Here is a 12,842-nt window from a genome sequence, read left to right as displayed (position 1 = left end):
TGAGAGCCCGGTAAATTTCTGCTATTCTGCCCCCCGCATTTAAGGGGGCATCATGCTTAACATCGTACTCTTCGAACCAGAAATCCCGCCGAATACCGGCAACATCATTCGTCTTTGCGCCAATACCGGCTTTCGTCTGCACATCATCGAACCGATGGGGTTTACCTGGGATGATAAGCGCCTACGCCGCGCAGGGCTGGACTATCACGAATTCGCCGCGGTTCAGCGCCATCACGATTATACCGCCTTTATCGCCGCCGAAAATCCGCAGCGCCTGTTTGCGTTGACGACAAAGGGCACGCCCGCCCATAGCGCCGTAAGCTATCAGGATGGCGATTATTTGATGTTTGGCCCGGAAACGCGCGGCCTGCCCGCCAGCATTCTCGATGCGTTGCCTAAAGAGCAGAAGATTCGCATTCCGATGATGCCGGATAGCCGCAGCATGAACCTGTCGAATGCGGTGTCGGTGGTGGTGTATGAAGCGTGGCGCCAGTTAGGATACCCCGGCGCGGTATTGCGGTCGTAATATATTCAATGCCGGATGGCGGCTGATGCCTTATCCAGCCCACATTAATATTGATAATATTCGTTTCGAGCGTTATCGGCGCAGCCATTGGACACGGACTGCGCTTGTCTACCTGCGCGTACACGCAGTACGTGAGGATGACGAGCACAGCCCAGGTTCAATATGGCAAGTAAGACAGCTCGAAATCAGATGCCGTCGCCATACTCAAAAGTATGGTGTATCCCGTTGAAATGCTGGTCCATATCCATCGACGGCTTATCGCTGCCCGGCTTGCCGACAATACGCGCCGGAACGCCTGCGGCGGTGGTGTGCGGCGGGACAGGCTGTAAAACGACGGAGCCTGCGCCAATTTTCGCGCCGCGCCCCACCTCGATATTGCCGAGAATTTTCGCGCCCGCGCCAATCATCACGCCTTCGCGGATTTTAGGATGGCGATCGCCGCTGGTTTTCCCGGTACCGCCCAGGGTGACGGATTGCAGGATCGACACATCATCCTCAATAACCGCCGTCTCCCCCACCACAATACCGGTGGCATGGTCGAGCATAATCCCGCGGCCAATTTTCGCTGCCGGGTGAATGTCCACCTGAAACGAGACCGAAACCTGATTTTGCAGGAAGATAGCCAGCGCGCGGCGACCTTTATTCCACAGCCAGTGACCAATGCGGTAGGCCTGCAACGCATGAAAGCCTTTCAGATATAACAGCGGCGTGGAGTATTTATCCACCGCCGGATCGCGAGTGCGCACTGCCTGAATATCGCAGGCTGCCGACGCGATCATTTCCGGGTCGGCGGCGTAGGCTTCTTCGACCACTTCACGGATAGCGATAGCGGGCATGATGGGCGAAGCCAGTTTATTTGCCAGCATATAGCTCAGCGCACTGCCCAGATTTTCATGCTTGAGTAGCGTGGCGTGATAAAAACTGGCCAACATAGGCTCACAGTCAGCTAAAGCGCGGGCTTCAGCTTTAATATTGTTCCAGACGATTTCCAGTTCTTCACACGGCATGGCTTACTCCAGGCGGACAGAAAACGACCAACCCGTTCTGTGCGGGTTGGGTCGTTTATGCAAACAGTTCCTTACGGCTAGTGGCGACTCAGCTCTTCCTTGCGGGCGCGACCTAATAACGTTAATGCTGCCTCGCGCGCGTTTTTTCCGCAATACAATACTTGATAAATTTCCTCGGTTATTGGCATTTCAACACCAAAACGGTGCGCCAATTCACGAACTTCTTTAGTATTGCGATAGCCTTCGACCACCTGGCCAATCTTATCCTGCGCGCCTTTAACGTCCATGCCCTGGCCAAGCATCATGCCAAAACGGCGGTTGCGCGACTGGTTGTCGGTACAGGTCAGCACCAGATCGCCTAAGCCCGCCATCCCCATAAAGGTGGCGGGATCGGCGCCAAGCGCTGCGCCAAGCCGCGACATTTCGGTCAGCCCACGCGTGATTAGCGCCGTGCGGGCGTTCGCGCCGAAGCCGATTCCGTCAGACATCCCCGCGCCAATCGCAATCACGTTTTTCACCGCGCCACCAAGCTGCACGCCGATAAAATCCGCATTGATATAGACGCGAAAACTTTTTCCGCAGTGCAACAGTTGCTGGAGATCGTCGGCAAAGGTCTCATCGGTTGAGGCCAGAGAGATTGCCGTCGGCAAACCCGCCGCCAGCTCTTTAGCGAACGTCGGGCCGGAAATCACCGCCAGCGGGATTCTATCGCCTAACGCCTCGCGAGCGACATCCTGCAACAGGCGTCCCGTTTCCGCTTCCAGGCCTTTGGTCGCCCATACCAGTCGCGCATCCGGACGCATCAGCGGTTTAATCTGCCGCAGCACGTCGCTGAAAACATGGCTTGGCACCACCACCAGAATGTTACGACTGGCCGCCAGCGCGGTTGCTAAGTCGCTTTCCAGGTGTAATGTATCAGGAAAAGGCACATCGGGAAGGAACGCGACGTTGCAGCGATCGTGCTCCAGGGTCGCGATATGTTTTGGGTCGTGGCCCCACAGGACAACCTGGTGGCCGTTTCTCGCCAGAGTGATGGCAAGAGCGGTGCCGTACGAGCCGGCACCGATGACTGTCATTGACGCATTACTTTGGTTCATCAGGCATCCTGATGTTCTTCAGTACCTTCGCCAGCCTGCTGCTGCAAATAGTTCATGAACAGCGCATCAAAATTGACCGGCGCAAGGTTCAGTTGCGGGAACGTACCGCGTGAAACCAGGCTGGTGATGCATTCGCGGGCATACGGGAACAGAATGTTCGGGCAGTATGCGCCCAGGCAATGCGCCATCTGAGTACCTTCAATACCGCTGATGGAGAAAATACCGGCCTGCTGAACTTCGCACAGGAACGCGGTTTCTTCACCCAGGGAAGCCGTTACGGTAACACGCAGCACAACTTCATAAACGTCATCCGCCAGTTGGGAAGATGCCGTATCAAGATCCAGTTTAACCTCTGGCTGCCAATCTTTCTGGAAAACATGCGGTGCGTTTGGCGCTTCGAAAGAAACATCCTTGGTATAGATACGTTGGATCTGGAAAGCCATTTCAGTGTTATTTTGTTCTGACATGTGTAAAACCCTTTAGTGTTGTCCTTAAATACTTGAGTACGCCTTAACGCAACAGCGGATCCAGTCCACCACGCGCATCCAGCGCATACAAGTCGTCACAACCGCCAATGTGCTGTGCATCAATAAAAATTTGCGGAACCGTCGTTCGGCCACTACGTTTGATCATCTCTTCACGCTTCACGGCGTCGCCGTCAATCGCAATTTCCTGGAAACTCACGCCCTTGCTGTTTAACAGCGCTTTTGCACGATGGCAAAACGGGCAGGTTGCTTTGGTGTAGATTTCAATATTGGCCATGACTTCGCTCCTGTTTTTTTACCCGATGGATTTCATGTCGAAGCAAGGGCAAGTCATTCCCCTTGCGTCATGAAAACGACGGGTAATTACTTACCGCGCACCAGAGGCAGATTCTCGCCGCTCCAGCCTGCTACGCCTTCTTTCAACACAAAGACCTTTTCAAAGCCGGCTTTTGTCAGCGCGTTAGCGGATTCCTGGCACTGCATACCAGAACCGTCGACCACGATAATCGGCTTGTCTTTGTGCTTTTCCAGTTCGCCAACATTGTTGGCTTTGATTTCGCTCGGCAGCAAATTGGTCGCGCCAGCGATATGGCCTTTACGGAAATCGTCACGTTGACGTAAATCCACAACAATGGCGTCCTCTTTATTGATAAGGCGCGTGGCTTCGCCGCGTGTAATCACCTTAACTTTTGAAGTCAGACCTTTGAACGTGGTAAATAAAACCGCCACCAGTAACGCAATCCAGGCGATACTCAGTATGGGATGACGGCCAACAAATTGCATAATTTCTTGCATGGGGGGTAACAACTCCCGACGTAGTGATTAAAAAACCAGGAAAGGAGTATACCTGCGCAATGGCGCAAATACAGCCAGAGCGTGCACTGGAATGCATTTTTGCGGGGCGCTACGAAAAAAATCGCGCTATTACTTGCCTTCTCACGCCAGCGCGCTCCCTTTCTTTGATCTTCTGAGGCTATTTTATCGATTCAGCTGTAGTAAAATTACGCAATTATTTTGTCTATTGAGTATGAGGTTGTCGCAATGTCGGTTTCTAAAAAACCTATGGTACTGGTGATTCTGGATGGCTACGGCTACCGTGAAGAACAGCAGGATAACGCCATCTTAAACGCCAAAACTCCGGTGATGGATGCTCTGTGGACAAAACGTCCGCATACCCTGATCGACGCATCCGGTCTGGAAGTGGGTCTGCCTGACCGCCAGATGGGCAATTCCGAAGTGGGCCACGTTAACCTGGGTGCAGGTCGCATCGTTTATCAGGACCTGACGCGTCTGGACGTTGAAATTAAAGAACGTACTTTCTTTGCTAATCCGGTCCTGACTAATGCGGTTGACCAGGCGAAAAACGCCGGTAAAGCGGTTCATATTATGGGCCTGCTGTCCGCAGGCGGCGTCCACAGCCACGAAGATCACATTATGGCAATGGTGGAACTGGCCGCAGAACGCGGCGCAGAAAAAATCTATCTGCACGCCTTCCTCGACGGTCGCGACACGCCGCCGCGCAGCGCTGAAGCCTCGCTGAAAAAATTCGAAGACAAATTCGCCGCGCTGGGCAAAGGCCGCGTTGCGTCTATCGTCGGTCGTTACTACGCTATGGACCGCGACAACCGTTGGGATCGCGTGGAAAAAGCGTATGATCTGATGACCCTGGCGCAGGGCGAATTCCAGGCGGATACCGCCGTGGCTGGCCTGCAGGCTGCTTACGCTCGTGATGAAAACGATGAGTTTGTCAAAGCGACCGTTATCCGCGCCGAAGGCCAGGCCGATGCAGCAATGGAAGATGGCGACACGCTGATTTTCATGAACTTCCGCGCTGACCGCGCGCGCGAAATTACCCGTGCTTTCGTTAACGCTGATTTCGATGGCTTTGCGCGTAAGAAAGTGGTTAATCTCAACTTCGTGATGCTGACTGAATACGCCGCCGATATCAAAACCGTCGTAGCTTACCCGCCAGCTTCACTGGCGAATACGTTCGGCGAGTGGATGGCGAAAAACGATAAAACCCAACTGCGTATTTCCGAAACGGAAAAATATGCGCACGTAACCTTTTTCTTTAACGGCGGCGTAGAAGAACCGTTTGCTGGCGAAGAGCGCATCCTGATCAACTCGCCGAAAGTGGCTACTTATGACCTGCAACCGGAAATGAGCTCTGCAGAATTGACTGAAAAATTGGTCGCGGCGATCGAAAGCGGTAAGTACGACACCATCATTTGTAACTATCCAAACGGCGATATGGTCGGTCATACCGGCGTGATGGAAGCCGCTATCAAAGCGGTGGAAGCGTTGGACAACTGCATTGAACAGGTAACAAAAGCGGTTGAATCCGTTGGTGGACAACTGTTGATTACCGCGGACCACGGCAACGCGGAGCAGATGCGCGATCCGGCGACCGGTCAGGCGCATACCGCCCACACCAACCTGCCGGTGCCGCTGATTTATGTCGGCGAGAAAAACGTGAAGGCGGTCGAAGGCGGCAAACTTTCAGACATTGCGCCTACCATGCTGTCGCTGATGGGGATGGAAATCCCGCAAGAGATGACTGGTAAGCCGCTGTTCATCGTGGAATAATCCCTCCCCATGAGGGGAAAGGCGATTAACACCATTCAACAGGCCGTGAAACCAAGAACGTTTTCAGTCAGGCCTTTGTTCTACGCCAGCGTACTTAGCGCTGGCGTATTGTTGTGCGCTTTTTCCGCCCATGCGGATGACCGTGATCAACTCAAATCTATTCAGGCCGATATCGCCGCGAAAGAACGCGCCGTACGCCAGCAGCAGCAACAGCGCGCCAGCCTCCTGGCACAACTTAAAGCCCAGGAAGAGGCCATCTCGGCCGCAGCGCGTAAACTGCGCGAAACGCAAAGTACTCTGGATCAGTTAAACGCGCAAATTGATGAGATGAACGCCTCAATTGCTAAACTGGAGCAGCAAAAAGCCAGCCAGGAGCGTAATCTCGCCGCGCAGTTGGACGCCGCTTTCCGCCAGGGCGAACACACCGGTATTCAGCTTATTCTTAGCGGAGAAGAGAGCCAGCGCGGGCAACGCCTGCAGGCCTATTTCGGCTATCTGAACCAGGCGCGCCAGGACACTATCGCCGAACTGAAACAGACTCGCGAACAGGTCGCCACGCAAAAAGCCGAGCTGGAAGAGAAACAAAGCCAGCAACAAACGTTGCTGTATGAACAGCGCGCTCAGCAGGCGAAGCTGGAGCAGGCGCGTAATGAACGTAAGAAAACGCTTGCCGGACTGGAGTCGTCTATTCAGCAAGGCCAACAGCAGTTAAGCGAACTGCGCGCCAACGAATCACGCCTGCGCAACAGTATCGCGCGGGCGGAAGCGGCGGCCAAAGCGCGAGCGGAGCGTGAAGCCCGCGAAGCGCAGGCGGTACGCGACAAGCAGCAGGAAGCCTCGCGCAAAGGCACCACCTATAAGCCGACCGAAAGCGAGCGTTCGCTGATGTCTCGCACCGGCGGGCTGGGCGCGCCTCGCGGTCAGGCATACTGGCCGGTACGCGGCCCGATATTGCATCGCTATGGCGAACGGCTGCAGGGTGAGCTACGTTGGAAGGGGATGGTGATCGGCGCGTCGGAAGGCACCGAGGTCAAAGCCATCGCCGACGGCAGGGTGATTCTGGCGGACTGGCTGCAAGGTTATGGCCTGGTGGTGGTCGTGGAGCATGGTAAAGGCGATATGAGCCTTTACGGCTATAACCAGAGCGCGCTGGTCAGCGTAGGCGCGCAGGTACGCGCCGGACAACCTATCGCCCTTGTGGGCAGTAGCGGCGGTCAGGGCAGACCCTCGCTTTATTTCGAAATTCGTCGCCAGGGTCAGGCCGTCAATCCACAGCCGTGGTTGGGAAGATAAGTTTTGCCTCAGTTTCGTCGCACCATTCTCACGCTGGCCACTTTGCTGGCGTTTGCACATCCCGTTTTCGCTGGCAAGCTCGCCATCGTGATTGATGATTTTGGCTATCGCCCGCACACGGAAAACCAGGTTCTGGCGCTGCCGCCAAACATCTCCGTCGCCGTACTGCCCAACGCGCCGCACGCGCGCGAAATGGCGACTAAAGCGCACAATAGCGGGCATGAGGTATTAATCCATCTGCCGATGGCGCCGCTAAGCAAACAGCCGCTGGAGAAGGATACGCTGCGACCAGAAATGAGCAGCGATGAGATCGAACGCATTATCCGCGAGGCGGTAAACAACGTGCCGTATGCCGTAGGGCTTAATAACCACATGGGCAGCGCAATGACTTCCAGCCTGTTCGGTATGCAAAAAGTTATGCAGGCGCTGGAACATTACAATCTCTATTTTCTCGACAGCATGACGATTGGCAATAGCCAGGCGATGCGCGCAGCATCCGGTACGGGTGTGAAAGTCATTAAGCGCAAGGTGTTCCTCGACGATACCCAAAACGAGGCGGATATCCGCCGTCAGTTTAATCGCGCTATCGAACTGGCCCGTCGCAACGGTTCCGCTATCGCGATTGGTCATCCGCATCCCGCAACGGTTCGCGTACTGCAACAGATGGTTTATCGCCTGCCGGCGGATATCACCCTGGTGCGCCCAGGCAGCCTGCTCAACGAACCGCAGGTGGATACGTCCCGGCCTAATCTGACGCCGCAGAAAATTGACGCGCCGCGCAATCCCTTTCGCGGCGTGAAGATGTGTAAGCCGAAAAAACCGCTGGAACCGGTCTACGCTACGCGCTTTTTCAGCGTCATCGGCGAGAGCATTACGCAAAGCTCCGTGGTTGCCTGGTTTCAGCACCAGTGGCAAGGCTGGGGGAAAATCGCCGCGCCTAAAAACGTGAGCGCTAAGACAGATTGAGCGCCTTACGGGCAATACGACGGTGCGACAAGGTTTTGTCGCGCCATTGCCACAGCCGGAAAGACCAGATCAGCGTCTGATAAGCCGCTTTCGCGCTGCGGACGTTAGCAATCATCCGTCTATACATGCCAGAAGTAAAAATCTCGGCAATCATACGCTGGCGGGTCAAAATATCAGGCTCTTTACGCACCGCATGACAAACGCGTAACGCTTCCCAGGTAATTTGCTGGCGAAACTCCGGGTAAATCGGAATACGACGGGCATAATCACGATTGAGCTTTTCTAATAATCGCGTAATTTTAATATAATGCCGCTGATAATTAAGATTTTTATTGCCCTGTCTTTGCAAACGGCTTACCGAATTATCATGCAGGAAATATTTATATAATGATTGTTCGGTATAACGTACGCGCGTGGCATTAAACATGACTTCCGTTGACCATAATATATCCTGATGATGTAGTCCGGGAACGAAGGTAATATTGTTATCGATAATCAGCGCACGTCGATAAACGCCCATCCAGACAACATGCGTCCAGCGCCGCGAGGCCAGCGCCATACGCAACCAATCCGGTCCGCTTAATACCCCGGTGGAACGCAGACGATCGGTCGGAATAGATTGCCAGGCGTGCCCGGTTTTTCTGGCGCACCAGTCCGCATTACACTGCGCAACGTCCAGATCATCGTTAAGCGCCATGGTCATCAGCGTTTCATACATCTTCGGGTAGACCAGGTCATCCGCATCGACAAAGGCGACGTAATCGCCGGTCGCCGCTTGCAGGCCAAGATTACGGGCGACAGATGCGCCGGCATTGGCCTGATGAAGTAGTCGAACATGCGGGTAATGTTCCGCGTAATGTTTTGCTATCTCAACGGAATGATCCGTCGATCCATCATTCACAATAATAATTTCCAGCGCCGACCACGTTTGCGCGATTAACGACGCCATGCAAGCATTAAAATCAGCTCCCGCATTATATAATGGGATAATGATACTCACTTTGGTTTTACTATTTTTCATAACGATTACCAGAAAAACCTGAATTTACCCTGCCTTTATACTGTGGCTCTATTAAGAAACTATTAAGCTGCCATGATTTATTTTCGCAGTAAAAAGCAAGAACAAAGCTCAGGGTAGAGCGTTACGTTAGCGAGTAAAATAAGATTAAAGCGCAATTACGAATGCTTGATGACCATGACAATTCTTTACGGCTTTCCAGATTTTCCCTAATAAAAAAGGTTGGCGAATGACACCAACCTTTTACGATGAAACGTATATCAGACCCGATAAATATCATCGGGTCTCTATACCCTTCATACTTCAAGTTGCTTATGTGTTGGCTACGGATTACTCGGCCCATCCATGGGCCTCGCCCTGACGGGCCGTCGCACGCGACGTTCAAATCTGCTCCCGGCAGATTTGTCGTTCACCCCAGTCACATAGTTATCTATGCTCCTGGGGACTCACTCCCTTGCCGCCTTTAAGCAACTCGAATTATTTTGGGTATATACATATTAATCCCAGCTCAGAATGACTTTTCCTGACTGGCCTGAACGCATGGCGTCAAAACCTTTCTGGAAATCATCAATAGAGAAACGATGGGTGATAATCGGTGACAGATCCAGCCCGGATTGGATCAACGCCGCCATTTTGTACCACGTTTCGAACATCTCACGACCGTAAATACCTTTAATGAACAACCCTTTAAAGATGACTTTTGTCCAGTCGATAGACATATCTGCCGGCGGAATCCCCAGCATCGCAATACGACCGCCGTGATTCATGGTGTCCAGCATGGTACGAAACGCCGGCGGCGCGCCGGACATCTCCAGACCCACATCGAACCCTTCGGTCATTCCCAGCTCCGCCATGACATCGGTCAGGCTCTCTTTCGCGACGTTGACCGCGCGGGTGACGCCCATTTTACGCGCCAGCTCCAGACGGTATTCATTGACGTCAGTAATTACCACATGACGCGCGCCGACATGTTTCGCCACCGCGGCGGCCATTACGCCGATTGGCCCCGCCCCCGACACCAGCACATCTTCGCCAACCAGATCGAAAGACAGCGCCGTATGCACCGCATTACCAAACGGGTCAAAAATAGAGGCTAAATCATCAGAAATGTTATCCGGGATTTTAAATGCGTTGAACGCCGGGATGACCAGGTATTCCGCGAAGCAGCCGGGACGATTAACGCCTACGCCGGTGGTGTTGCGGCACAGGTGAGTACGACCACCGCGGCAGTTTCGGCAATGACCGCAGGTGATGTGACCTTCGCCGGAGACGCGATCGCCGATTTTAAAGCCTTTCACCTCCTGACCGATGCCGACCACTTCGCCGACATATTCATGCCCCACGACCATCGGAACCGGGATGGTTTTTTGCGACCATTCATCCCAGTTATAGATGTGAACGTCAGTACCGCAGATGGCTGTTTTACGGATTTTAATCAGCAAATCGTTATGACCGACTTCCGGTTCCGGAACGTCGGTCATCCAGATGCCCTCTTCCGCTTTCAGTTTGGATAACGCTTTCATCTTACATCCTCAGGCAATCACGCCCAGTTGTTTACCAATACGCGTGAACGCGTCTACCGCACGCGTAATTTGCTCGGGCGTATGCGCCGCAGACATCTGGGTACGAATACGCGCCTGACCTTTTGGTACGACCGGATAGAAAAAGCCGGTAACGTAAATGCCTTCTTTTTGCAGTTCGCTGGCAAATTTCTGCGCGACAACCGCATCTCCCAGCATTACCGGGATGATGGCGTGATCCGCGCCTGCCAGCGTAAATCCCGCGGCAGACATCTGCTCCCGGAACTGCCGCGCGTTCGCCCACAAGCGCTCACGCAGTTCTGCGCCCGCTTCCACCATCTCTAACACTTTAATAGAAGCCGCCACGATCGCCGGCGCCAGTGAATTGGAGAACAGATATGGGCGGGAACGCTGACGCAGCCACTCAACGACCTCTTTACGCGCCGCGGTATAGCCGCCGGATGCGCCGCCTAACGCTTTGCCCAGAGTACCGGTAATAATATCTACGCGGCCCATTACGTCGCAGTATTCATGGGAACCGCGACCGTTTTCACCAACAAAGCCTACCGCGTGAGAATCATCAACCATCACCAGCGCATCGTATTTATCGGCCAGATCACAGACGCCTTTCAGATTGGCGATGACGCCATCCATTGAGAACACGCCGTCAGTGGCGATCAGGACATGACGCGCGCCGGCTTCACGCGCCTCTTTCAGCCGCGCTTCCAGCTCAGCCATATCGTTGTTGGCGTAGCGATAGCGCTTCGCTTTACACAAACGCACGCCGTCAATGATAGACGCGTGGTTCAGCGCGTCGGAGATAATGGCGTCTTCCGGTCCCAGCAACGTCTCAAACAGACCGCCGTTAGCATCAAAACAGGAGGAGTACAGAATCGCATCTTCCATGCCGAGGAAGCTTGCCAGCTTCTGCTCCAGCGCTTTGTGGCTGTCCTGGGTACCGCAGATGAAACGCACGGACGCCATACCGAAACCGTGGCTGTCCATGCCCGCTTTTGCGGCATTAATCAGCTCAGGGTGATTCGCCAGCCCGAGATAGTTATTGGCGCAAAAGTTAATAACGTGGCTTCCATCCGCCACGGTGATATCCGCCTGCTGCGCAGACGTAATAATGCGCTCTTCTTTAAACAATCCTTCCGCCCGGGCGGTTTCCAGATCGTTGGTTAACTGTTTGTAAAAATCCCCACGCATTGCGATTCTCCAGACTGGGCAAATTTCAGCACATATTACCCAAAGCTATACGTTGATACGAGATGACGCATCATCACTTCTTTAAAATGCAGCATAAATCACGCGTATCCTCACGAGTTATCAGTGAATGGATGAATAGTGATATGATAGGAACATTCATGTCTGAGACAGTCTCTGACACCATAATTCAAAGGTTACAGTTATGATCATCGTTACCGGCGGCGCGGGCTTTATCGGCAGCAATATCGTTAAGGCCCTGAATGATAAAGGTATCACCGATATTCTGGTGGTGGATAACCTGAAAGACGGCACCAAGTTTGTGAACCTGGTGGATCTGAATATTGCTGACTATATGGATAAGGAAGATTTCCTGATCCAGATTATGTCCGGAGAAGAGCTCGGCGATATTGAGGCTGTTTTCCATGAAGGCGCCTGCTCTTCCACCACCGAGTGGGACGGCAAGTATATGATGGATAATAACTATCAATACTCCAAAGAGCTGCTGCACTATTGCCTTGAGCGCGAAATCCCGTTCCTCTACGCCTCTTCTGCCGCCACCTATGGCGGTCGCACGTCTGATTTCATCGAATCGCGCGAATACGAAAAACCGCTTAACGTTTACGGGTACTCTAAGTTCCTGTTTGATGAATACGTGCGTCAGATCCTGCCAGAAGCGAATTCGCAAATTGTCGGTTTCCGCTATTTCAACGTCTATGGACCGCGTGAAGGCCATAAAGGCAGCATGGCAAGCGTGGCATTTCATCTGAATACGCAGTTAAACAACGGCGAAAACCCGAAACTGTTTGAAGGCAGCGAAAACTTCAAGCGTGACTTCGTCTACGTGGGCGATGTGGCCGACGTCAACCTGTGGTTCCTGGAAAGCGGCGAGTCCGGCATCTTTAACCTGGGCACAGGCCGCGCGGAATCTTTCCAGGCCGTCGCCGACGCGACGCTGGCATACCATAAAAAAGGCAGCATTGAGTATATTCCGTTCCCGGATAAGCTGAAAGGTCGCTATCAGGCGTTTACGCAGGCGGATTTAACCAATCTGCGCAACGCGGGCTACGACAAACCCTTCAAGACCGTCGCCGAAGGCGTCACGGAGTATATGGCCTGGCTGAACCGCGACGCGTAA

General features: G+C 53.5%; 13 protein-coding genes. 5 read left to right on the top strand and 8 right to left on the bottom strand.

Going from position 1 to position 12,842, the window contains the following annotated elements; all coding sequences use genetic code 11:
• Positions 1-52: 52 nt before the first annotated feature.
• Complete coding sequence (gene trmL / locus AC3G3F_RS09865; RefSeq protein ID WP_000932339.1) at positions 53-526, top strand: tRNA (uridine(34)/cytosine(34)/5-carboxymethylaminomethyluridine(34)-2'-O)-methyltransferase TrmL; 474 nt, start codon at positions 53-55, stop codon at positions 524-526.
• Between the two features lie 185 nt (positions 527-711).
• On the opposite strand, the gene cysE is transcribed toward trmL, so the two are convergent.
• The 5 genes from cysE to AC3G3F_RS09840 form a co-directional block, all read right to left on the bottom strand.
• Positions 712-1,533, bottom strand: a complete 822-nt coding sequence (gene cysE, locus AC3G3F_RS09860; protein ID WP_001112115.1) for a serine O-acetyltransferase — start codon at positions 1,531-1,533, stop codon at positions 712-714.
• A gap of 77 nt (positions 1,534-1,610) precedes the next feature.
• Positions 1,611-2,630: an NAD(P)H-dependent glycerol-3-phosphate dehydrogenase gene (gene gpsA, locus AC3G3F_RS09855; protein ID WP_023247315.1), complete on the bottom strand. Its 1,020-nt coding sequence runs from the start codon at positions 2,628-2,630 to the stop codon at positions 1,611-1,613.
• Positions 2,630-3,097 (bottom strand): protein-export chaperone SecB, encoded by a 468-nt coding sequence (gene secB, locus AC3G3F_RS09850; protein ID WP_000003370.1) that lies wholly within the window; start codon positions 3,095-3,097, stop codon positions 2,630-2,632. The genes gpsA and secB overlap by 1 nt, the downstream gene beginning before the upstream one ends.
• A 43-nt stretch (positions 3,098-3,140) precedes the next feature.
• Positions 3,141-3,392: a glutaredoxin 3 gene (gene grxC / locus AC3G3F_RS09845; RefSeq protein WP_001273795.1), complete on the bottom strand. Its 252-nt coding sequence runs from the start codon at positions 3,390-3,392 to the stop codon at positions 3,141-3,143.
• 86 nt (positions 3,393-3,478) lie between these two features.
• Positions 3,479-3,910 carry a rhodanese-like domain-containing protein gene (locus tag AC3G3F_RS09840; RefSeq protein ID WP_001156175.1) on the bottom strand — a complete coding sequence of 144 codons (432 nt, stop codon included), beginning with the start codon at positions 3,908-3,910 and terminating at the stop codon, positions 3,479-3,481.
• Between the two features lie 246 nt (positions 3,911-4,156).
• Between AC3G3F_RS09840 and gpmM the strand changes: the two genes are divergently transcribed.
• The 3 genes from gpmM to AC3G3F_RS09825 are packed head-to-tail and all read left to right on the top strand — an operon-like array spanning position 4,157 to position 7,960.
• A complete protein-coding gene (gpmM, locus tag AC3G3F_RS09835; RefSeq protein ID WP_053509338.1) occupies positions 4,157-5,701 on the top strand; it encodes a 2,3-bisphosphoglycerate-independent phosphoglycerate mutase in 1,545 nt (514 codons plus the stop codon).
• 33 nt (positions 5,702-5,734) lie between these two features.
• Positions 5,735-6,994 carry a murein hydrolase activator EnvC gene (gene envC, locus AC3G3F_RS09830; RefSeq protein ID WP_024149606.1) on the top strand — a complete coding sequence of 420 codons (1,260 nt, stop codon included), beginning with the start codon at positions 5,735-5,737 and terminating at the stop codon, positions 6,992-6,994.
• Between the two features lie 3 nt (positions 6,995-6,997).
• Entirely contained in the window at positions 6,998-7,960 is a 963-nt protein-coding gene (locus AC3G3F_RS09825; RefSeq protein ID WP_053509336.1) for a divergent polysaccharide deacetylase family protein, read from the top strand.
• Here the strand turns inward: AC3G3F_RS09825 and AC3G3F_RS09820 are convergent.
• The 3 genes from AC3G3F_RS09820 to kbl form a co-directional block, all read right to left on the bottom strand.
• Positions 7,947-8,981 carry a glycosyltransferase gene (locus AC3G3F_RS09820; protein WP_053509335.1) on the bottom strand — a complete coding sequence of 345 codons (1,035 nt, stop codon included), beginning with the start codon at positions 8,979-8,981 and terminating at the stop codon, positions 7,947-7,949. The genes AC3G3F_RS09825 and AC3G3F_RS09820 overlap by 14 nt on opposite strands.
• A gap of 494 nt (positions 8,982-9,475) precedes the next feature.
• Positions 9,476-10,501, bottom strand: coding sequence for an L-threonine 3-dehydrogenase (tdh, locus tag AC3G3F_RS09815; protein ID WP_070801576.1), 1,026 nt, complete (start codon positions 10,499-10,501; stop codon positions 9,476-9,478).
• Between the two features lie 9 nt (positions 10,502-10,510).
• Entirely contained in the window at positions 10,511-11,707 is a 1,197-nt protein-coding gene (kbl, locus tag AC3G3F_RS09810; protein WP_088733653.1) for a glycine C-acetyltransferase, read from the bottom strand.
• A gap of 202 nt (positions 11,708-11,909) precedes the next feature.
• Here kbl and rfaD point away from each other — a divergent pair, with 202 nt between their 5' ends.
• Positions 11,910-12,842 (top strand): ADP-glyceromanno-heptose 6-epimerase, encoded by a 933-nt coding sequence (rfaD, locus tag AC3G3F_RS09805; protein ID WP_023247310.1) that lies wholly within the window; start codon positions 11,910-11,912, stop codon positions 12,840-12,842.

It is taken from the genome of Salmonella sp. FC25216 (assembly GCF_057751355.1).
This window is presented reverse-complemented; position numbering and strand designations above follow the sequence as displayed.